Source organism: Actinoplanes sp. NPDC089786 (assembly GCF_040684855.1).
Lineage (GTDB): Bacteria > Actinomycetota > Actinomycetes > Mycobacteriales > Micromonosporaceae > Actinoplanes.
The window spans coordinates 14324-34605 of sequence record NZ_JBFBGU010000030.1 but is presented as its reverse complement, the minus strand read 5'-3'; the positions used below and the strand labels follow the sequence as shown (position 1 = coordinate 34605).

The window sequence follows — 20282 nt, the reverse complement described above, 5'->3', positions numbered from 1 at the left end:
CTTCCCTCCCGAACCCCACCCCAGGGTGGTGGTGAGCGCCGGCCGGCTCCTGCCAGCCTTGGACGGACAACCTCTCCGCGAGAAAGCCGAGCGTATGTTTGGGCACCATGGAGTGTCGGTACCCGTCGGGCGCCGTGACCTACTGTCAGCCATAACGGCTGCCTCCGCGACCGCGCTGATCGGACCGGGCACGCCGGCGATGGCCGCCGCCTCCGCCGCAACCAGCCCGGCAACCGCGGGCAACGGCGTTCGCTTCTTCGCCGCCGACGACCTGAATTTCCAGATCCAGTTGCTCCTCGGACTCTGCGGCTATGGAGGTGCTGAGGTCGGTGAAGTGCTGGCTGCGGTAGACCGGATCAACGCCGCCGGGGCCGGATATCAGACTTTCGTCGACGAATTCCGGGCGTTATCCGCGCGTACCGCGAAGGCGGCCGCTCTACGGCAGCGATCAGGACACGTCGTCTCGGCCCGCGCCGGCTATCTGCGGGCCGCGAGTTACGGCTCAGCCGCGCTGACGTTTGTGCTCGGCACCGCCGATCCGTCCGCGGAGTCTACCGTGTTCGCCCAGATGAGGCGATGCTGGGAAAGCGCGGCTGCCCTATTCGACCCACCGATCGAGCGGGTGGCCATCGAGTATGAGGGCGGTACGGTTCCCGGCTACCTTTTGAGAGCCGACCGGTCGGTGCGGCCGCGGCCCACGGTCATCCTCAATAATGGCAGCGACGGACAGAGCGTCGAGCTATATGCGTTCGGTGCCGCAGCAGCGCTGGAACGCGGCTATCACGCCCTGATCGTCGAGGGGCCCGGGCAGGGGTCGATGCTGTTCGAGCGGGATCTGCCGCTGCGTTATGACTGGGAACACTTCATCAGTCCGATGGTGGACTGGCTACATCGACGTCGCGAAGTGGATCGTGACCGGATTGCTCTGGTCGGTTGGAGCCTGTGCGGGGAGTCAGTCACTCGTGCGGCCGCGTTCGAGCATCGGCTCGCTGCGGTCTGCATGGACCCGGGCATCGTGGATGTGTGGGATATCTGGGAGCCCCAGATCGGTGGCGTCTTCATGCCCGGCGCCGGTCGGACGAGGTCAACACGCTGTGGCGGGAACAGGTGGTACCCCACCTGTCGGCGGCGCAACGGTTCACGCTCGCCAAGCGCGCCGAGCTGTTCGGTCGCGGTTTTCACGCGGACGCTCTTGCCGGTCGGCCGCCAATGGACGTATGGGCGCTGCGTGAAACGCTGCAACGGTTCCAATGCGCCGATGTGGCCTCGCGCGTGCGATGCCCGGTACTAGTCACCCGTTATGAGAACGACCAGCTCGTGCCCGACCAGACCCAGCGGCTTCTCGACGTGCTCGACGCGCCGAAGAAGCTGGTTACCTTCTCGACCGCGGACGGCGCCGGAGACCACGACGCAGTGCAAGCACCTCAGCACCGCAACGAGGTCCTCTTCGACTGGCTGGACAATGTCTTGTACCACTCATAGGAGTTCGTCCAGCTCCGGGCTGTCTCTGACCAGCCAATACCAACGCAGAACCGGACCGGGAGTGAAGCTGGGGTGCCAGCCTGAGTGACTGTGACTGGTGGTGAACGACGGCCTGTCCTGTGCATCCTCACCGACAATCACGACCTTTCCGGTCGCCGCCACGCCGTGACTCGGGCCTTTGAGGCACGGCGCGGCCAGGCGTGGTGGAGTCACTCGTGATGACATCGAATTTTCGCGGTTCGCTGGGCGGGTTGGACGGTGGTACTCCTGGATGGCGGCCATTGCCAGCGGTGTGTAGCGCTCGCCCGCTGCCGCGCGGACGGGGACGGCGGCGCTGAGTTCGGCCACGGCAGCCGGGCTGAGTTCGATGGCGGTTGCGGCAACGCTCTGCGCCAGATACGTGCGGCGTTTGGTGCCGGGGATGGCGGTGATGTGGTCGCCCTGGGCCAGGACCCATGCCCTGTGCCCCGGGGAGGCTTCGCTGATGCCCAGGTAGCGCACCTTGCCCTCGGCGACCAGCTCGCCGAGCACACCGAACGTCTCGGCGACCGGCACCGTCGGGTCAGCCCGGTGCTGGTAGTACAAGTCGATGTAATCGGTATCCAAGCGGCGCAGCGACCCCTCGACCGAGGCGCGGACGTATTCGGGCTTACCATTTGGGCCGCCGACGATACGGCCGGCCTCGTCCAGGGGTAAGACCGCCGAACTTGGTGGCGATCACCACCTGGTCGCGCCGGCCCGCCACGGCCCGGCCCAGAAGGTGCTCGCCGGTGTGCGGGCCGTACATGTCGGCGGTGTCGAACATCGTCACGCCCAGCTCGATCGCGCGTTGCACGGTCGCCATCGATTCGCGGTCGTCCGGGTGCCGTACATGGCGGTCATCCCCATCGTGCCCAGACCTTCGATCGACGTGATCAGGCCCTGACTCCCCACCGCGTGCGTACGCAGACTCATGACTGTAAGCCGGCGGTAACGCACGGTTGAGTGACTCGCCCGTCGCGGTCGTCGAGGTGTTGGTGCAGTTCGGCACGGCGAGCGCCTGATCGCGCCCCGAGGAGCTTCGAGCGGTCAGGCGGAGGAGGAAGCAGGGAAGTTTCACCGGCGCCGTGGGCAGCCAGATCGTCATCGTCGTTCCCGCGCCGGGCCGGCTGGCCGCAGTGATCGTGCCGCCGTGTGCTTCTGCCAGCTTGCGGGCGATCGGGAGGCCGAACCCGCTGCCGTCCGTGACGCGGGGTACGGGAGCTGTCCACGCGCCAGAACCGGTCGAAGATGCGGGGGAGGTCGTCGGCCGCGATGCTGACGCCGGTGTCCGCGACCGAGATCGTGAGGCCGTTCCCGTCGGCCGCCGCGGTCACCGTCACGGCGCCGCCAGACGGCGTGTAGCGGATGGCGTTGGAGACGGAGGCTGCCGACCATCTGGCGCAGGCGTACGGGATCGGCCTGCAGCTCGAGGTTCCCCGGCGGCCCGGACCGACAGCGCGACCCCGGCCTGGGCCGCGGCGCTGCGGTGGGCGTGGCCCCGGCGGCCCAGCCGCAGCCGGCGAGCAAACCGCAGACGCCGAGCGAGCTTCAGTCGGCAGGCAGACCGCAGCCGCCGGTGACGAACCAGACACCGCCCCGGCCGACCGTACCGCCGGAGCAGATCGCCCAGGCCGCCAAGGTGCCGAGCATCCCGCCGAAGCCCGCCCCGAAGCCGAGACCGGGCAAGTGCGCGGGCGCGTCGAGCAGCCGCTCCGACTGGGCGAGCCTGCGGCTGGCCGCGGACAAGGCCTGGCCACAGAGCCGCGGGAAGGGCAGATAATCGCGGTCGTCGACTCCGGCGTGGACGGCAGCCTGGCGGCGCTCAGCGGCCACGTGGGCCAAGGCGTGGACATGATCGGCGGCAGCGGTCGCGGCGACGCCGACTGCCTGGGTTCGGGCACCGCCATGGCCAGCCTTATCGTTGCTCAGCCGGGCGTGGACGGCAACGTCAAAGGGATCGCACCGGAGGCCATCGTGCTGCCGGTTCGGGTCGCCGGAAACGACTCGAAGGTGCAGCCGGCCGACGGCGCCGCAGCAGTCGAGGCGGCGGCCAAGGCGGGCGCCACGGTGATCGCGCTCGGCAGATTCGTCGACCCCGGTAAGCCGGCCGTGGCCCAGGCGATCGCGGCGGCGGTCGACAAGGGCGTCGTCGTCGTGGCCAGTGCGCCGCTCGGCTCCGAGGCGGTCGATCCGCAGGCCGCGATCGGTGCTGGTGTGCTACGCGTGGCGAGGTCGGCAACGACAACCAACGGGCCGCCGACTATCGAAGCGGCGCCATCGACGTGGTTGCGCCCGGCATCAACGTGAACAGCCTAGGCATCTCCGGGGTCAGCTCGGTCGCGGGCACCGGCACCCAGTACGCGGTCGCCCTGGCCGCCGGCGCGGCCGGGCTGGCTCGGACGGCGTACCCGGAGCCGACTCCGGAACAGATCGTGCACCGCATCCAAATGACGTCGGACAAGCTCAGCGACTCTCAGCCGTCGGATGGCCGCTTCGGCTACGGCATGATCAATCTGGCTGCCGCGGTCACGAAGGTGCTGCCCGAGGAGGCCGGTGGCGGCACCGGAAACGGGGACAAGCAGCATCTGGCCCAAGGCGTGCCCAGCAACCGGTCCGCCGTGCCGTCGGCGTGACTTTGGTAGCGCTCGCCGCCGCCCTGCTGGTCTCCCGGATCCGGCGGCTCCTGCGCGATGGGGCCGGCGGCGGCAACGACCGTGAACTGCTGTCTGGCGCGCTGGCGACGGGTACCCGCGATGGTGGGACTTCTGCCACATGAATGACCATGGCGAGGAGTTTGGTCCCCACGGCTCCAGCCGATGCTTCGTGAACCACCAACAGACCTGCTGGCCGACAAAGGGCTCAACAGATGTACACCGCGGTCGAGATCTCCGCGAAGGTGACGTCCGCGACTCGAAATGATCATCAAGCGGTGCGGCGCCGAGCCAGGCCATGTCATCGGGAAAGCAAAGTTCTGCGCGGCGCCGACGGTCCGGTAGTCGCGATGACCGATTTCACTGTCGACCGCGCACAGTAGTGAGCTCCGCACCAAGCTGGCCGAGGCCGGCGCTCACCTGGCCGCCACCGTCGCCGACGGGCCAGCAGTCCAGAGTAGGTGCGGTGTCGCATGGGTGGGCTCGCCGGTGGCCCAGACAAGGCCGTCGCCGCAATCCCTCGTGGCGGGGTGATCATGTCGGCGTCGTCGATTGGAAGGACAACCAGGCCTGCTTTCTCGCGGTTCCGGTGCCACCCCGGTGTCCCGCGCCGATGACATGCGAGTGGTCAACCACACTCTTACCAGACCGACGATTGTGTAAACTGCGCCGCGGATCTGACAGGTTCCATACATGAGATCGCGATGCTGCATGCGGAGGATTTCCTGTCAGAAGGAGAGAGAATGGCACACACACGCAGGTACCTGCACGTCGTCGTCGCGATGGCCGCGGCCATGATTGTCGGCTCGGCGTGCTCGAAGGCGGAGCCCGTGAAGGAGGCGCCGAAGGTCGCGACGTTGGCCAGCTCGGGCAGTAGCCCGGCCGCGTCGACGGCGGCGCCGGAGCGGCCCCGCGAGCGGCTGGACACCACACCCGAGGAGTTCGAGGTGATGATGCAGCCGTACCTTGCCTGCGTCCGGGAGCACGGGGCCAAACCTAAGCAGGACGCGAAACCCGGCAATCCGTGGACGGGGGCGGATATGACGAAGCTGGTGGCGGCGGACAAGATCTGCGGCCCGCTCTACAACCCGCTGCCGCCGTGGGAGAAGGACCCCTCGAACCCGGAGGCCAAGGACTTCGCGCGTGACGTGGTGAAATGCTTGAAAGAGAAGGGCATCCAGTACGCCGAGGTCGGCGACGACGGCATCTACGTCTCGCTCGGCGGCGATGAGAACGACCGCGAGTCCATCACTAACGGAATGGATGTGCAGCCGAAGTGCGAACGCGAGGTCGCCGCGCGACGCAAGTGACCCGGGAATCGCGGCGGCTGTCAGGCTGCCGCGGGCACACCGTGGCCAGCGTCTCCGTCAGCGTCAGCCGGGACGCGCGGATCGATGGGTACGGCCCCGGCGAAGGGCCCCGCCAGCACCACACCGGCCACACCGGCGACCGTCGCGGTCACCGGCACCACGACCGGCCAGCCGTGGTACGCCGCGTAGGCCGAGCAGCCCCGGCCTTAGCACGTCGAGCGGCGCCAGCCGCACCGGGCGATCCCCGGGGCCTGTCCCCGTTGCACTACCGCTACGGCCGGCCCGTGCGGTGTCGGCGACCGGCCGCCCGTCGGGGATCTCGATGCGCCGCGGCAGCGACGCGGCGGGGTCCCGGTCATGGAAAGGGCGGCGCCCGTCCAATACCGCGCCGATTAGGACGATGCCGTAGACCCGGGCACGGATCTCTCGAAACCGCGCGCAGACCGCCGAATCGCCTGCGCTACTCGGTGCAACCTCAATGACGCGAGGGCCGTCATAGATGTGTGACAGTGCAAGGAAAGCGAATGCGCCAGCACGACGGGCGGCTCCACGACTTCGTGCTGGCTCGGCGGGCCGGCCCCTCGCACACCGCGACGCTGCTGGCGGCCGACACCGAGGACCTGGCTCAGTCGAGGCCGGCAAAGTTCTACGTCGGCTGGAGTGCCTTCCGCCGCTTCGAAGTCGCGAAGGCGTGCTGCGGGTTCTGTTCAACTCGCTCATCGACGAGCGCCGCCGGTCGTGGCGCGACCAAAGGTCAATGGCCGAGCCGCCCCACTGGGAGCAGCGCGACCGCGGCGGCGGATACGGTAGGGAGGCGCTTCGCACCGCGCTGTGGGGTGCAGTGCGGTGAACGATGATGTCAGGGAGGCGCTGCGGGAGCTGGCCGGTCGGCTGACCGCCCCAACGCTGGAGCAGGCGTACGCCGACCTGGATCGCGGTCGTCGAGCCCGGCGCTGTCGGCGTGGAGCTCAGCTCGCCGGCGGATCGCTGGTCGCCTTGGCCGCTTTTGCCGTGGTGCTGCGCGCTGGTACCGGCCGGACACGAGCGTATCGCCCGGCACATGGTCCGCCAGGTAGTAGGCATACGGACTGTTGAGCCCGTACGGCCCGGAGTCCTTTTGATCCAGGTGCTAGACACCACGCCGGTCATCGTCGGCTGGCCGGGGGCAGCCGGATCGGCCTGCCCGACCCTGTGGGTGCCGAGAATTCCATCCTTGCTGTTCAGGCGGCATGTTCATATTCGTGGAGAAGTCCGCCGAGCCGATCGCGTCGGCGGATGAGCAGAGGCGTGATCGTGGCGGGATCGGTGATCGGCTCCGACAGCGCATGGAAGGGCCGGGCATTCGCCATGCCCCGGTGAGGACGGTGACGGTTGTGGTGCCGTTCGTACTCGTCCAGGGCGTGCAGCAAATGCGCTTGGTTCCAGATCAACGTCCGGTCGAGCAGTTCGTGGCGGCAGGCTTGGATCCACCGCTCCATGATCGAGTTCATGCGCGGCATCCGGACGCCGCTGAGCTTGTTCTTTAACCTGGGCGCCTCTGGTGTTCTTCGATGCTGAGTGCCCGTTTGGTGGTTTTGCCGACGTCGTGGCGGGTGGCGGGTCGGCGGTTTCGTGACCCGGTGGGCGTCCAGGGCTGGGTGTGGTGGGTTTCGGTGCACTGGCCGGTCGTGCGGTCTTGGCGCGCAGGTTCCGAAACCCGCGCCGCACCCGGGCCGGGGTGAGCCGACCTGCGAGTGCGGGACGTTCCCACGGCCGGCGCAAGTCCTGGGCGAGGTGGCGTGCGAGACGCAGCTGGGTGTAGGCGGCGATCACGATCCACGTCCACTATTCAACAGACAGCCCTTGGTATTGATGTTCTTCCCTAGACAAGAAGATCATCGACCAAGGGCTGTTCCCATGATCAACCAGGGGCCACCACCGACCCCCACGGGTTAAACAACAAGCTGAGCGCTTGTTGATCAATTGGATGGCAATCACAAGCGTAGCTGCCAGCGTTCGAAGGGGGTGCACTGTTCTGCCGCGGATGGACTGTTCGCCGCCGGCCGTCAAAGGTAGTGGGTGCAAGGCTGTGCTGTTCCTCCGAGCCGCTGGGCCCTCGTCCTCCAGCTCGGCCCGTTCACCACAGATCTTGCTGTACTGCCCTCCGGTAAAGGTCGTCGCGCCCGGCTGGAGACGACTGATGGTAGGACAACTCGCGTGATGAAGCCTGAGGTATGCGGGCGAAGGAGGTAGGTACGTGTTGACCACGCCTTCACCGGGTTTGTTGAACACGACCCAGCCGGCGTGTCGCCCCCATAGGCCGATCCAGGTGACCGAGGCGCAGTCGCCGCCCCAGAACCGGCCGATGTAGGACTGCCGGGGCCGGTGCGGGGGCCCACCGGTGATGGTGACGTCCCACGGCTGGTCCGCGACTCTCGACATCGATACCCCGGTCACCGTGAACCCGAGCCCGGTCATCTCCCTGGCCACGACCTCGGGGGTGAACGCCTCATCCGACCAGAGCAGGTAGCCGAACTCGTACCTGTCGCTCAGGTACTGCACCACCGAGGCGACCGTGCAGTACCGCACCCCGAGCACCGGCCGCGCCTCGACCGGGTACTCGCGCCACGGCACCGGATCCCACGGACGTCGCATCACGTCCTCCTTTGCGCCAGATCTACTCGTAGCACAGCGAGAACGTCCGTGCGGCCCAGCCGTCGCGGTGATCGCCGGCCGGTCGCAGACCGGCCGGGCCGGGGCGAGCCGTTCGCAGGCCAGCGCCATCCCCCCGGCCGGTTCCCGACGTTCGTCAGCGGGTCGCCGGTGACGGTCCGCTCGTGCACGGTACGGAACCGCCAGGCCGGCAGGAAACCCACGTTCAGATAGCCAAGATTCACGGGCGCTCTAGGTCTGTTGTGGAGTTGTCCGCGTCGGGATGCTGGCTCGTGCGGGGATGAGCCATGGTTCGAAGCCGGGCACTGTGCATTCGATGGCGAACTCGACGTGTAGTTCGCCGAGGCTGGCCACGATCTGGTCTTCGTCGAGGTTTGATTTGGCGACCCAGCCGTTGAGGGTGTGGCCGAGTTGTAGTTGCTGGGCGCGGGTGCTGGTGGCGTGTGCATGGTTACCGGGCAGGGGCCCGAAGTCGTACGGGTAGACCTCGACGGGGGGTCGTCCAGTCGAGTCTTCCGCTCGTCCTCTTCGGCAACGTGATCGGCCGCATGACGAGGCGGGCCTGCTCGACGCGTGTCACCTGGCTGGGGCCGGCCAAGGTGGCGCGGATGAGCATGATCGGCTCCTGCGCTTTGACCCAATCGATAGTGATGTCGAATTGGGGTCGTAGGTCGCAGGTCGCCGCGCAGCCGGGTCTGCTCGATGCGGGTGAGCGTCTTCGCGGTCCGGCCGGAGTGGACGGCGGTTCGCCAGGCGAAGAAGGCGATGACCGCGGCGAAGATCGCGATGGTGGCGCTGGCGATCGAACCGATGGCGCTGACGGTGTCGGCATCCATGTCGGCGCACGATAGCGCGGGCACCCAAACGGACGAGAGCCGCCGAGGGTGAGTTACCCGCAGCCGGGAGAGCCGTCCAGCCTCAGGCCATCGTCGGTGGCCGGTGGCGGCGAAGACGGTCGTGGCTGCCTCCGAATTGGACGTGAACCTGCTGGTGGCCCGGCACACGCCAGACGACCTCGACATAAGCCGGGTGGACGGGGAGCGCCCGCAACGGTTGCGGGCCAAGGCGCTGGCGAGCCTGGGACAACGCGGCCTCACTCGGATCCGCAACCGGCAACCCGCGGAGTCCCGCTGCCTACTCCACCACCAACACGCCCACTTGAGGAACCATCGCCGCGCTTGATTACCCGGCATCGGGGTCAGCGCCGGGTATTGACCCGGCTGGTCAAGCCTTGCCCTGCGCGGCGTGCGCGACGTGTTCCCAGTCGGCCCAGGTCTGAAGGCGCTGGGCGTAGAGGTGCTTGACGACCTCGGTGGGCTGGGAGCCGAACAGTACCCGCAGCGGAGGGTTCTCCGCGTCGACGATCTCCAGCAGCGCGGGGCCGGCGGCGGTCGGGTCGCCAAGCTGCGCGCCGCTGCGGCGGGCGACCATGGCGTCGCGGATCGGCTGGTAGATAGGGTTTTGCTCGGCGAGCACCGCGGACGAGCCGGCCCAGTCGGTGCTGAAACCGCCCGGCTCGACCAGGGTGACCTTGATTCCGAACCCGGCGACCTCCTGGGACAGGGACTCGGAAAGCCCTTCGAGCGCCCACTTCGAGGCGTGGTAGCCGCCCAGGTACGGGAACGCGCCGATACCACCGATCGTGGAGACCTGGATGATGTGGCCGGAGCCCTGCGCGCGCAGGAGCGGCAGGACCGTCTGGGTGACGAAGAAGACGCCGAACAGGTTCGTCTCGAGCTGGTCGCGCATCTGCTGCTCGCTGATCTCCTCAACGGCGCCGAACAGGCCGTACCCGGCGTTATTGACCACGACGTCGAGCCGTCCGAACCGCTCGTGCGTGGCGGCGACCGCGGCGGAGACCGCCGTTTTGTCGGTGATGTCGAGGGCCAGAGGCAGGAGGTTGTCGCCATACTTGGCGGCGAGGTCCTCGAGCGTGGCCGTGTCGCGGGCCGTCGCGGCGACCTTGTCGCCGCGGGCGAGTGCCGACTCGGCAAACGAGCGGCCGAGGCCGCGGGACGTGCCGGTGATGAACCAGACCTTGCTCACGAATCCCTCCGAGATGACGGTGCGTAGCTTGTGTCGCGTGGTTTCAGCCAAAGGATCGACAAGCGTTCACGTACCACGATTTCCGCTAATTCTTCGGCAGTCGGCATTCGTGGCACGTTGATTTTGAGCGCGAGTTGTCGCGGTGCCTGCTTGATACCGATCTTCTGGATTTGCTGCTGGTAGAAGTCAGCCACGACTGGTATCGCCTCGACGAGTTCTCCTCGCATGGGCGTGGTCCGGCCGTCATAGGTGACCTCGACGTCATGTCCGCCGCGGAAATTGACTCGCCATGTTGCGGCGGTCAAGGCCAGTAGCGTGCCGTTGCTATGGTGCGCGCTGACTGGAATGTCGAACCGGCGTCCCGATTTGCGGCCGGTGAAACGTAGCGCCATCATGGAACGTCGCGCAGGCCCTCCGAAGGGTGAGCGCAGCATTGCCAACACGACGGGACTGAGCATCCGGGTTATAGCTACCGGCGGGCGAGCCAACTCAATGGGGCTCATATTCATGTACCTTCTTACTCTTGGTCCACAGGTATACGCCGATGGACCCGACGCAACTAGCCGAGCAGAGGCTCCTCGGCGGCGGACATGAACCGGGACGCGCGCTGGTGGCCCTTGGCCGCGGGGATCGCGGTTCCGCTGCTGGCCGTGCCCCACCTGCCATGGCTCCCCGAAGGCCAGCGCGTACGCCGTGATGGTCACGGGCCGCCGACGCCTCCCGAGAGGGGGTTGTCCAACGCCAGGGTGAGTTCGGCGATCTGCCATCCGCTGTCGGACCGCCGCAGTCCGAACGTGTAGACGCCGGTCGAGATCACCTGCACGTTCTCGCCGGTGTTCCTCGTCTGCAGTAGGTAGGCCCGCACCTGAGCGCTGCTGGCGCCCGCTGCCATTACCACGACATTGCTCAGGTGGTGCCGCACCCTTCCGGTCTGGGCCGCGTGCCCGTCACGGACGAAGCTGAGCACCGCCGTGCGTCCGGCGACAGGGCCGAGCACTCCCTGTCCGGGCACCGTGAAGGTCCAGGTGGTGTCCTGGGTCAGAATCGCCTCCAGCGCGGGCACGTTCAGCTCGTCCAGGGCGTGAGCGTAGGTCGCCACCGCGTGCTGCAGTTCGGCGATCACGAGACCACCGTCAGCACGATCTTGCCCTGGATGTGGCCCCGCGCGGCTCGCGTGTGCGCGTTGCCGGCCTCGGACAACGGATACGTGCTGTCCACCCCGACCTGGAGCTTGCCCTCGTCGAACAGGCGCCCGATCTCGGCGAGTTGGCTGCCGTCAGAACGCACCTGGATGTTGGAGACCGAGATGCCCAGACGCGCCGTCTCTTCCGGGTCGTACTGGGCGAAGAACACCGGAAGCATGGTGCCGCCACGCTTGAGCACGGTCAGGAAGAGTGAGCTGTCCGGGCCACCGACCGTGTCGATCACGAGGTCGACATCGCTGACCACGTCCGCGGCCCGCGTCGTGGTGTAGTCGATGAACTCGTCGGCGCCGAGCTTGCGCAGGAACTGCTCGTGGCGGCCCGAGGCCACCGCGACCACGCGCGCTCCCTTCCACTTCGCCAGCTGCACCGCGAAGTGGCCCACTCCGCCGGCGGCCCCGTTGACCAGCACGGTCATCCCCGGTGTGATCGGCACCGGCTGATGCACCTGACCGGTGAACGGAGACGGCACGTCGTGGCCGAGATCAATCAGGTACTGCCAGGCCGTGAGCACGGCCATCGGAGCCCCGGCCGCCTGTACGTGGTCGATGCCGGCCGGCTTGCGGGCCAGGTCCGACGCCGGCGCGGCCACATACTCGGCGTACGTCCGGCCGTCGAACCCGGGGAACCTCAGCATGCCGAAGACCTCGTCACCGACGGCGAACTCCGTCACGTCCGCAGCGACCGCCTGGACCACGCCCGACATGTCCGTTCCGGGAGTCAACGGGAACTCCAGCGGCGGCCGCATCTCGGCCGGCATGACCTTCAGCCCCTCCCGCAGGTACCAGTCCGGCGGGTTGATGCCCGCCGCGTACACCCGGACGAGGACCTCTCCCGGTCCGATCTCGGGCACCGGCACCTCGTCGTACCGCAAGACTTCCGGCCCGCCGGCCTCGTGGAACTGAATCGCCTTCATCACGCCTGTGCTTTCTCGGGGAAACGTTGCTCCCTCAGTCAAGGCCGGAACGGCCTGGCCGTCCAAGACCGGTTCCGTGACCCGGTCATTCCGAAAAGACATGACGCGTACACTCAGCCGGGTGAACGATCTCGGACAGGACCTGGAACTGCGGCTGGTGCGCTACTTCACCGTGGTCGCGGAGCACCAGAACTTCGGCCGGGCCGCCGCCGACCTGCACGTCGCCCAGCCTGCGCTGAGCCGCCAGATCCAACGGCTCGAGAAACAACTCGGCGCACGACTGCTGGACCGCGTACCCCAGGGCACCCGGCTCACTCCGGCCGGCCAGGCGTTCCTCCCCCGGGCCCAAGCCCTGCTGCGGGCCGCCCGGCAGGCCGAACTGGCCGTACGCGACCAGGCCGAGACCGAACGGATCACCGTCGGCTACGTCGAAGACCTCGTGATCACCGCCGCGGTCCGGGAATTGCGCCGCCGCCACCCGCAAGCCGAGATCACCCCCCGGCACCTGAGCTGCCGCGACGTGGCAGCGCTGTCCGACAAGCGCGTCGACGCCCTGATCGGGCGGGCCCCGCTGCCGCTCGCCGCCGACAAGGTGCTCACCACCGCGCTGTACGAGGAACCCCGGATGCTCGTGGTGCCGCGCGGTCATTCCTTGGCTGACCGCGCGTCGGTGACCTCGGAGGAACTGGCCGGCGAAAAGGCGGTTCCCTGCGCTTTCGAGACCGGGGACTGGACCTCCTACCAGCTCCTCGGGTCCGGTGTGCCACCGATGGAGAGCTACGAGGACAAGCTGGAACTGGTCGCGAGCGGCCGGGCGGTCGCCGTGCTACCAGTCGGCGATCTGCGCAGCTCACTGCGTCCCGACCTGGTCACCGTCCCGATCGAAGGCGCTCCCCCCAGCCGTGTCGTCGTGGTCAGCCGCAAGGGCGACCCGAATCCGATGATCAGGAGCTTCCGGCTGGCGGCCAAGGCCGTCCTGACCACCCCGGCAGCCTCACCGGCATAACTCTGAACTGCATCCACGGCTCGTTGTTGCTACGCGGTAGAAGCTAACGTGAATGCGTCGCCGCACGTGGCTTCGTGACATGGTGGCCGTGTCGCTTCCCCTGAGGGCCTCAACCTGCATCTCGTGTCCTCCGTGAGCCCTGTCCGCGGTCTCCCGCTTCGAGGTGTGGAGTGTGAGGCCGGTCCCGACGGGATGGAGCGACCGTTGCGCCGGGCGGGGTCCGACCGTGATCACAGCCTGGGTGGGCGTGGCGAGACTGGGCACCGAAGATGATCGCGCCCGGCTGTCGGCCGCCCCGCGCCGGATGACGATGAGGCGAGTGCCGGCTCAGAGAACGATCTTGGCCAGCCGGGTGATGTCGTCCATGTCATCGGTGCCCGTCGAGAGAATGATCTCGTCCACACCCAAGCCTGCATACTGCTTGAACATGTCCCGGATCGCGTCCGGCGTGGTGCTGACGGCGTTCACGGCTGTCTTCTGGAAATCGCCCGCGGCAGCGTAATAGCCGGCGACGCTCTCGAGCGTCTTGTGGACGTTGCCGGTGGCGACGAAGGCGCATGCAACCAGCCGGGGCTCGCCTTCACGCCCCGCCTCCCGCCAAGCCGTGTACCGCTCGAAAACAGGGTTTGGGGGTTGACCTGCGGTTCTGTGCGTTGCCGATTGCCCTCAGCAGGCAGGCTGACGGGCATGATCGTGTCGTCCGGGTACCTGGTTCTAGGTCAGTTGCTGCAGTTGATCGTGTTGGGTTTGCGCGGCGATGGGGCGAAGGAAGTCGAGATCATGGTGCTGTGGCACCAGGTCGCGGTGCTGCGTCGTCAGGTCAAACGTCTGGATCTGGAACCGAACGATCGGGCGGTGCTTTCGGCCCTGTCCCGGCTCTTGCCCCGGCCGCGGCTGAGGTCCGCCTTCCGATGCGGCCGGGATCATGCGGCTGTTGAATTCGGCGGCGAAGTTCTCGAACACGCGACGTCGCTCTCGCTCATCGGCGATGATCCGCTCTGTGGCGGGCAGGTCGGCGTGGGTTCCGTGCTTTAGGTGAACGGTCGGGCGCGGGTGCACTGATAGATTCACGACCCGGCCGCGGCGCCCCGGCATGCCGCTGAGCGAACATCCCGTCGACGGAGCGCGGCCGGGGACCCGATGCGACGCGCGTTGTCGGCCGCGTCCCAGGTGGTTGCGGCCGGACCGACCGATCTGCCAGCTGGATGGCCCAGAACCGGTCGGGGAGGCTGCCTGGCAAGATCGAACGGCTGACCGACGCCAGGCAGCAGGCGGAGGAGACCGTGGCTACCCGGACGACCCGAGGCCCCCGGGAAGAGCGCGGCGGGGAACTTAAGTATCGATGCATGACCGTAGGCTGAGCCGGCAGTCGGCTCGACAGCGACCTCCGTTCAATGTTGAGCTGGCACAGGCGCTTCTACGCTCGGCCTATGACGATCGATGTGCGGCGACGGCCTGCGAGTCCTGTGTCCCGGGGGGGCTCGGGCGCTGAGTCCAGACCTGGCGCGTGGCTTCATGCTTCTGTTCATCGCTCTGGCCAACACGCACCACTTTCTGCCCGGTCCGGTGTTCGGCGGCTACCCGTTGCGCGGTTCAGTCATCGACTCGGCCGTGACGTGGTTGCTGTCGACCTTCGTCGACGGGCGCGCCTTTCCCCTGTTCGGCCTGCTGTTCGGGTACGGCGTGGCCCGGATCGCCGAGCGGCAGTAGCACCTGGGCCGATGGGGCGTGCGGCGGCTGCTCTGGCGGCGCAGCCTGGTGCTGGTGGCCGTGGGATTTGTTGATGCCCTGCTGTTCTATGTCGGTGACATCCTCGCCGCGTACGGCGTGCTGCTGCTCGTGGGCGCGTGGTTTGGTGTGGTGGAGGGGACCGATGGCTGCTGCTGGTCGCCGCGGGGTTCCTCGCCCTGACCGCACTACCGACCGACGACTACGCGGCGATCAGCCGGGAAGGACCGGACGCGGACATGCTTCCGGTCGACCTGGGGTCGATGATCGCCGACCGGGCGCCGGCGGCTGCCATCGTTGCCCTCGCCGGCCCACTGGGTTTCCTGTGCCCCTTCCTGGTCGGACTCGTGGCCGGTCGTCGGCGCATCCTGGAGGAATCGGACCGGCATCGGCGCCTGCTCGTGCCGACGGCGGTGATGGCCTGGGCGCCGCGGTGCTCGGTGCTCAGCCGCTCGCGCTCGCCCTCCGGGCACGACCGCGATGCCCGCCGACTCCTCGCTCGCGTGGATGGCGAGCCTGCGCGATGCCACCTCCATCCTGGGCGGGCTCGGTTACGCGGCACTGCTGTCCCTGATCGCCGCCCGTGTCGGGTCCGGTCCGCACCCATTGGTGCGGGCGATCGCCGCCACCGGCCAGCGATCCATGACCTGCTATCTCCTGCAGTCCGTTACGTGGGCGCTCGTCTTCACCCCGTTCCTGCTGAACCTCTCGGGCCGGTTGACCGTGCCACGACAGCCCTGCTGGCCGCCTGCACCTGGGCGGTGACCGTGTTCGCCGCTGACCGGATGCATCGAGCGAACCGGCGCGGGCCGTTCGAGGTGCTCATCCGCCGAGTCACCTACGGAAGCCGGCCGAGGACGACGGCCGATCGGCCGGCCGGGTCCCAGCGCCAGGTATCCGCCGGGTGAGGCCATCGAGTTTCAGACCGTCCGGGTGCGGCAGCAACGACTTCGACCCCAGCGAAGCGCGCCGCATCGACGTCATCCGGACCGGCCCGGACAGCTCTCCCACGTCCCAAAACTCCACCGAGCGGTCCTTGGACCCGGTGGTCAGCGCCCGTCCGTCCGGGCCGAACGCCGCCGACCCCGTCACCAAGGGTGACAGCTTCCGGCTCAACCGAACCACCACTGGACAAGGAGTCAAGCAACTGCGCTGACCGAACCACCGTGACCGGCCGGGGGCCTCGGGTCGTCCGGGTTGCCACGGTCTCCTCCGCTCGCTACCTCGCGTTGGTCAGACCGACAGCGGTACCGGCACGAGCACGGCCGGAAACCTCGATCAGGTCCCCGGCCGGGCCGGCCGCTCTCGCGCACGCGCTGCTGCGTCAGCGGCAGTTGTTTTCCATGTCGAGGAGCACCCTCCGGGCTTGGGCCGTGATGTTCCCCTCCGAGGTGTTGGCTTCGCGCTCCAGCTGGTCGAACTTGACGCGCCAGTCGCTGCTCTGACGGCCGCGGCCCTCGTGCCCGCGTCAGCCTGCGCGGGTTTCCGACCGGTCTCGTGCGGGCCCTGCGAACCGCTCGCCGGGCTGAGGATCAGACTGGCGTCTTCGGCCCGGCGCCCGGTTCTAGGCGTCAGCCGCGATCAGCTCGGGTCGCCACCATTGTTCTGCCAGGACTGCACCGAGCCGTTCGGGCCGACGACGAGGTAGTCGTCCAGACCGTCGCCGTTGATGTCGGCCAGATGAATCTGACCATCAGCGGTGATCCCGGAAGCGATGCGGCCCATCGGCGACCAGACGGGACGCCCCTCCTGGTCACCGGCGACGTTGCGCCACGCCTCGATCGAGCCGTCGAGCTTGACCAGGGCGTAGTCATCGAGCCGGTCACAGGTCAAATCCGCGAACGCGAGCAGGTCGTTGGCGGTGCCAACGCCGGCCGCGATCTCGCCGCGCGGGTTCCACCCGAACGCGCCGTTCTGGCCAGGGCCGGTGTTCAGCCAAGCGCTGACCGCGTTGGTGCGGCCTGCCACCAGGTAGTCGGCTAGCCGATCGCCGTTGATGTCGGCGAACATGACCGTCCCACTCGATCCGGTGCCCGAAGCGACGCGTGCCTGAGCCAGCCATACGGGCTGGCCGTTCTGGTTGGGGCCGGCGTTCATCCAGGCATCGACCGCTCCTTGACTGCGCACCACCACATAGTCGGCGCGCCGGTCACCGTTGATGTCGGCGAGGTGCACGACGTCGGACGCGGCCGCGCCGACGCCCGCGGCCACCTCACCGAGCGGGCTCCAGCCTGGCCGGCCGGGCTGGGCGCCGCCGGTGTTGCGCCACGCGTCGATCGAGCCGTCCTGGTGCACGACAAGGTAGTCGGCGCGTCCGTCACCGTCGAGGTCGGCGAAGCGAACCTGAGGACCGGCGCCTGTGCCGGTCCCGCTCGCGATCTCGCCTTGGGGAATCCACCGCCCGCCCGCACCGGGGCAGGAGGGGACCGCCGGTCCGCTGATCCAGCCAGAGTCCGCCGCGTCGAGTACGCCGCGGTAGAACGGGACGGCCATCTTCTGATAGCCGCGGTCGTCCGGGTGCAGGCCGTCGGCCAGGTTGGCGGTGGTCACCGAACTCATGTCGACGAGCCTCACGTGCTCACCGGCCCGCTGCCGGGCCGCGACCACGCCGGGGATCGCCGCGTTGTAGGCGTTGATCCGCGACTGCGTCGTCCCGCTGGCGGCCGGCACGATGGTCGACACCACCACCGTCACGCCCGGCGCCGTGCGCAGAATCTGATCGATCAGGCCGCCGAGACGGCCGGGGGCGCCACCGGGGTCGACATTGTTGCCCATGTCGTTGGTGCCGATATGGAGAAGCACCACATTCGGCTGGTACGACCGCAACGCGGAGTCGGTGATTCCGGCGACCTGGCTAATGGTCCAGCCACTGTGCCCCTCGTTGGCCAGCGCCGACGGCCCGGACCGCTGAGAGCCGACCAGCTCGACCTGGCTGCTGCCGACCTCGGCGATCTCCCTGAAGCGGGCCAGATAGCCGGATCCGTCCGAGCTGGCGTAGCCGAAGGTGATCGAATCGCCCAGCGGCATGACCCGGAGCCGGGTCGCGCCGACGCCGCGCACGATGCGCTGGATAGTGTTGTTGATCATCTGTGCGATGTCGGGGTTGAGCAGGTTGGCGATAGAATCCAGGGGCGCCCGCCAGCTATCGAAGATCGTCGCGTAGCGCCGTACTGTCACTTGGAGGCTGGCGATCAGGCTACGGGAGCCGCTGGCAAAATACTGCGCGAGAGCGCCGAGGAACGCGCCACCGGCCGCACCGGCGATCGCGGCGCCGACGGCGTTGCCCCACGCCTCGCCGTCGATCGGCCTGCCATCGAGGGCGGCGCTGACCAGTTCGCCGATGCCGGCCGACAGACCGCCGGCGATCGCGCCGCAGACCGGTGCGGCGGGCGGGGCGCCGACGGCGAAGGCGGCCAGGCAGATCCCGCCAATGACCACGGCCGAGGCCACCACGACCAAGCCGGCGATAAGCTTCTTCCAGAAGCCGTCCCAGAAGCCAGCGGTGCCGATGTCGCCAGCCGGCACCACGAACACGATGCTGTCGCCGACCACCTGGATACTGCCGCCATACCGGACTTCGCTGAGCGCTGAGTAGCCCACGCTGTCGCGCTCAGCCCGCACGGTGAGGGCCTGGCTGAGCGACAGCCCCCGGCTCATATCGGCGCGGGTGGTATTGACCCACTGGTTCATCGCCTGGCGGAACTGGTCCGGGCGAGCGCCGACCTTGAAGTCAATGGCGGCAATGAGGTCATTGTCATTGCCCGCCAATGAGCGCAGCCCGCCGGAGTCGCGGGCGCAGCCGACGCGCAGGCCGGTACCGTCACCGGAGATCGGCTGGATGGCGAACGACGACCCGAACGATAAGCAGCCGGAGTCGGTCCCGGCCGCGGCCGGCCGCGCTACCAAGTTCATGGCCAGGGTCAGGATGAGGACAAGGAGCGGAACGCCGAGAAGACGTCTCTTGGTGTACTTGCGGGCCATCGTCGCGGCCGGAACCGCCGGACGGCTCTGGACAGCTTTCACTGAGCTTGACTCCTACGCAGTGGCAGTGTGGTGATCATCTTGTCCGCTCTACGACAGATCGATCGATCCTTTGCGCTCGTCCGCTCGAGAGTGCCTCCAAAGGATTGCGTTGAGCCATTCGGACGCCGTCCGTACTGGCCGAGGCCAAAGGAGCATGTCATGGTGGTGGTGGGTCAACACAGTGGCATTCGAAGCACCATTCGGGTCGTGCCGGGATCACCACGATCGGTAGTAGTGGCCTGTGAACGGGCAGTGCCACTAAGGGCCACTGTTCCGATGTGGAACACCCTCGTCCGAACCGATCGCCGCGCGCTATCTCTACGTTGTGGATTCGCGACGGCGGACGGGCGTCCATCGGAGTACCGGGTCGGGCCTATTCGGAGGATGCCACGCAGCGGTTGCGGCCGGCCCGCTTGGCCTCGTAGAGGGCCTGGTCGGCGCATTCCAGGACGGCCGAGAGAGTGTGGTCGGGGGCGGCTTGGCGCGGTGCAGGATGCCGACGCTCACCGTGACCGGCAACGGGTGTCCAGGGCGGCCACCGCGGCGGTCATCTCGGCCTCGGCCGCGGGGCGACCGAGCTTCGGGATCCTCGACTACCTGACCTTCCGCCGGCTGGTCTCGCATCACCTCACCGGTACCTTGCCCTGTCCGATGTGGTATGTCTCCGTACGACTGGAGTTCCACCCGGGATCGGACACCGGAGTTTCATGCCGCGAGGGCGATGGATGGACGGTAGCAGACACGCGCTTCGCGTGGTGTCTGATGTTTCACGGTGGAATGCAGTCTTTTGTTGTTGTAGTAGTTGATGTAGGCGAACACTGCCCGGCGTGCCTCGGCCCGGGTCGCGAAGACACGGGTGCCGATCTCGGTCTTGAGGCTGGCGAAGAACAACTCCGCCGCGGCATTGTCGTAACACGACCCGGTCCGGCCCATCGACGCTCGCAATTCGAGCCTGGTCAGTGTGGTCCGGAAGGTCGTGGAGGTGTACTGCCCCGGTCAGAGTGGAAGATCGCGTCCGGGCGGACCAGGCCACGCCGGTGAGCCAGCTCGACGGCGTCGCAGACGAGCTCGGCGCGCATGTGCGTCGCCATGGCATGCCCGACGACTTCCCGGTTGAACAGGTCGATTGTGGTGGCCAGATACAGCCAGCCCTCGGCGGTGGGCAGGTAGGTGATGTCGCCGACCAGCCTGCGACCCGGCGCGACGGCGGTGAAGTCGCGGCGGATAGGTTCCGTCGTCATCCTG

Annotated in this window: 24 protein-coding genes and 3 pseudogenes; 12 read left to right on the top strand and 15 right to left on the bottom strand. The window is 68.0% G+C overall.

Features of this window, described 5'->3' with window-relative positions; genetic code table 11:
• Positions 1-199 precede the first annotated feature (199 nt).
• Together AB0O15_RS42900 and AB0O15_RS42895 are read left to right on the top strand one after the other, a co-directional pair.
• Complete coding sequence (locus AB0O15_RS42900) at positions 200-1291, top strand: hypothetical protein (protein ID WP_364332155.1); 1092 nt, start codon at positions 200-202, stop codon at positions 1289-1291.
• A 26-nt stretch (positions 1292-1317) separates the two neighbouring features.
• On the top strand, positions 1318-1482 hold the full coding sequence (locus tag AB0O15_RS42895) for a hypothetical protein (RefSeq protein WP_364332152.1): 165 nt from the start codon (positions 1318-1320) through the stop codon (positions 1480-1482).
• Here AB0O15_RS42895 and AB0O15_RS42890 read toward each other — a convergent pair.
• The 4 genes and pseudogenes from AB0O15_RS42890 to AB0O15_RS42875 all read right to left on the bottom strand — a co-directional run bounded on the left by AB0O15_RS42890 (position 1477) and on the right by AB0O15_RS42875 (position 3336).
• Complete coding sequence (locus AB0O15_RS42890) at positions 1477-2088, bottom strand: aldo/keto reductase (RefSeq protein ID WP_364332149.1); 612 nt, start codon at positions 2086-2088, stop codon at positions 1477-1479. The genes AB0O15_RS42895 and AB0O15_RS42890 overlap by 6 nt on opposite strands.
• Positions 2089-2131: 43 nt before the next feature.
• Complete coding sequence (locus tag AB0O15_RS42885; RefSeq protein ID WP_364332147.1) at positions 2132-2608, bottom strand: aldo/keto reductase; 477 nt, start codon at positions 2606-2608, stop codon at positions 2132-2134.
• Positions 2609-2768: 160 nt separating this feature from the next.
• Positions 2769-2837 (bottom strand): annotated as a pseudogene (locus AB0O15_RS42880) (hypothetical protein); the annotation flags it as partial.
• 214 nt (positions 2838-3051) lie between these two features.
• A complete protein-coding gene (locus AB0O15_RS42875) occupies positions 3052-3336 on the bottom strand; it encodes a hypothetical protein (protein WP_364332145.1) in 285 nt (94 codons plus the stop codon).
• Between AB0O15_RS42875 and AB0O15_RS42870 the strand changes: the two genes are divergently transcribed.
• The 4 genes from AB0O15_RS42870 to AB0O15_RS42855 all read left to right on the top strand — a co-directional run bounded on the left by AB0O15_RS42870 (position 3304) and on the right by AB0O15_RS42855 (position 6321).
• Positions 3304-3810: a S8 family serine peptidase gene (locus AB0O15_RS42870; RefSeq protein ID WP_364332143.1), complete on the top strand. Its 507-nt coding sequence runs from the start codon at positions 3304-3306 to the stop codon at positions 3808-3810. The genes AB0O15_RS42875 and AB0O15_RS42870 overlap by 33 nt on opposite strands.
• Positions 3807-4136 carry a S8 family serine peptidase gene (locus AB0O15_RS42865; protein ID WP_364332140.1) on the top strand — a complete coding sequence of 110 codons (330 nt, stop codon included), beginning with the start codon at positions 3807-3809 and terminating at the stop codon, positions 4134-4136. The genes AB0O15_RS42870 and AB0O15_RS42865 overlap by 4 nt, the downstream gene beginning before the upstream one ends.
• A gap of 761 nt (positions 4137-4897) precedes the next feature.
• Positions 4898-5464 carry a hypothetical protein gene (locus AB0O15_RS42860; protein WP_364332137.1) on the top strand — a complete coding sequence of 189 codons (567 nt, stop codon included), beginning with the start codon at positions 4898-4900 and terminating at the stop codon, positions 5462-5464.
• 524 nt (positions 5465-5988) lie between these two features.
• A complete protein-coding gene (locus AB0O15_RS42855) occupies positions 5989-6321 on the top strand; it encodes a hypothetical protein (RefSeq protein ID WP_364332134.1) in 333 nt (110 codons plus the stop codon).
• Between the two features lie 363 nt (positions 6322-6684).
• Here the strand turns inward: AB0O15_RS42855 and AB0O15_RS42850 are convergent, their stop codons facing one another.
• The 3 genes and pseudogenes from AB0O15_RS42850 to AB0O15_RS42840 all read right to left on the bottom strand — a co-directional run bounded on the left by AB0O15_RS42850 (position 6685) and on the right by AB0O15_RS42840 (position 8098).
• On the bottom strand, positions 6685-6954 hold the full coding sequence (locus tag AB0O15_RS42850) for an integrase core domain-containing protein (RefSeq protein ID WP_364332132.1): 270 nt from the start codon (positions 6952-6954) through the stop codon (positions 6685-6687).
• A 32-nt stretch (positions 6955-6986) separates the two neighbouring features.
• Positions 6987-7300, bottom strand: a pseudogene (locus tag AB0O15_RS42845) (transposase); the annotation flags it as partial.
• Positions 7289-8098 carry a hypothetical protein gene (locus AB0O15_RS42840; protein ID WP_364332283.1) on the bottom strand — a complete coding sequence of 270 codons (810 nt, stop codon included), beginning with the start codon at positions 8096-8098 and terminating at the stop codon, positions 7289-7291. The pseudogene AB0O15_RS42845 and the gene AB0O15_RS42840, both read right to left, overlap by 12 nt.
• A 720-nt stretch (positions 8099-8818) precedes the next feature.
• Between AB0O15_RS42840 and AB0O15_RS42835 the strand changes: the two genes are divergently transcribed.
• Positions 8819-9004 (top strand): hypothetical protein, encoded by a 186-nt coding sequence (locus AB0O15_RS42835; RefSeq protein ID WP_364332129.1) that lies wholly within the window; start codon positions 8819-8821, stop codon positions 9002-9004.
• Between the two features lie 336 nt (positions 9005-9340).
• On the opposite strand, the gene AB0O15_RS42830 is transcribed toward AB0O15_RS42835, so the two are convergent.
• The 4 genes from AB0O15_RS42830 to AB0O15_RS42815 form a co-directional block, all read right to left on the bottom strand.
• Complete coding sequence (locus tag AB0O15_RS42830) at positions 9341-10162, bottom strand: SDR family oxidoreductase (RefSeq protein WP_364332126.1); 822 nt, start codon at positions 10160-10162, stop codon at positions 9341-9343.
• Positions 10159-10665 carry a hypothetical protein gene (locus AB0O15_RS42825; protein ID WP_364332123.1) on the bottom strand — a complete coding sequence of 169 codons (507 nt, stop codon included), beginning with the start codon at positions 10663-10665 and terminating at the stop codon, positions 10159-10161. Before AB0O15_RS42825 ends, AB0O15_RS42830 begins: the two co-directional genes overlap by 4 nt.
• 197 nt (positions 10666-10862) lie before the next feature.
• Positions 10863-11285: a nuclear transport factor 2 family protein gene (locus AB0O15_RS42820; RefSeq protein WP_364332120.1), complete on the bottom strand. Its 423-nt coding sequence runs from the start codon at positions 11283-11285 to the stop codon at positions 10863-10865.
• On the bottom strand, positions 11282-12280 hold the full coding sequence (locus tag AB0O15_RS42815) for an NADP-dependent oxidoreductase (protein WP_364332117.1): 999 nt from the start codon (positions 12278-12280) through the stop codon (positions 11282-11284). Before AB0O15_RS42815 ends, AB0O15_RS42820 begins: the two co-directional genes overlap by 4 nt.
• A 121-nt stretch (positions 12281-12401) precedes the next feature.
• Between AB0O15_RS42815 and AB0O15_RS42810 the strand changes: the two genes are divergently transcribed.
• Positions 12402-13286 carry a LysR family transcriptional regulator gene (locus AB0O15_RS42810; protein WP_364332114.1) on the top strand — a complete coding sequence of 295 codons (885 nt, stop codon included), beginning with the start codon at positions 12402-12404 and terminating at the stop codon, positions 13284-13286.
• 327 nt (positions 13287-13613) lie between these two features.
• On the opposite strand, the gene AB0O15_RS42805 is transcribed toward AB0O15_RS42810, so the two are convergent.
• Entirely contained in the window at positions 13614-13754 is a 141-nt protein-coding gene (locus tag AB0O15_RS42805; protein WP_364332111.1) for a hypothetical protein, read from the bottom strand.
• A 219-nt stretch (positions 13755-13973) separates the two neighbouring features.
• Here AB0O15_RS42805 and AB0O15_RS42800 point away from each other — a divergent pair, with 219 nt between their 5' ends.
• From AB0O15_RS42800 to AB0O15_RS42785, 4 genes and pseudogenes are all read left to right on the top strand, one after another.
• A complete protein-coding gene (locus AB0O15_RS42800) occupies positions 13974-14321 on the top strand; it encodes a hypothetical protein (protein WP_364332108.1) in 348 nt (115 codons plus the stop codon).
• Positions 14322-14801: 480 nt separating this feature from the next.
• A complete protein-coding gene (locus tag AB0O15_RS42795; RefSeq protein ID WP_364332105.1) occupies positions 14802-14996 on the top strand; it encodes a hypothetical protein in 195 nt (64 codons plus the stop codon).
• An 18-nt stretch (positions 14997-15014) separates the two neighbouring features.
• Positions 15015-15197, top strand: coding sequence for a hypothetical protein (locus AB0O15_RS42790; protein WP_364332102.1), 183 nt, complete (start codon positions 15015-15017; stop codon positions 15195-15197).
• A 297-nt stretch (positions 15198-15494) separates the two neighbouring features.
• A pseudogene (locus tag AB0O15_RS42785) lies at positions 15495-15922 on the top strand (DUF418 domain-containing protein).
• A gap of 673 nt (positions 15923-16595) precedes the next feature.
• Here the strand turns inward: AB0O15_RS42785 and AB0O15_RS42780 are convergent.
• From AB0O15_RS42780 to AB0O15_RS42770, 3 genes are all read right to left on the bottom strand, one after another.
• On the bottom strand, positions 16596-19037 hold the full coding sequence (locus AB0O15_RS42780; RefSeq protein WP_364332100.1) for an FG-GAP-like repeat-containing protein: 2442 nt from the start codon (positions 19035-19037) through the stop codon (positions 16596-16598).
• Between the two features lie 705 nt (positions 19038-19742).
• Positions 19743-19970: an IS3 family transposase gene (locus AB0O15_RS42775; protein WP_364332097.1), complete on the bottom strand. Its 228-nt coding sequence runs from the start codon at positions 19968-19970 to the stop codon at positions 19743-19745.
• A gap of 23 nt (positions 19971-19993) precedes the next feature.
• Positions 19994-20278, bottom strand: a complete 285-nt coding sequence (locus AB0O15_RS42770; RefSeq protein WP_364332094.1) for a DDE-type integrase/transposase/recombinase — start codon at positions 20276-20278, stop codon at positions 19994-19996.
• Between the last annotated feature and the right edge of the window lie 4 nt (positions 20279-20282).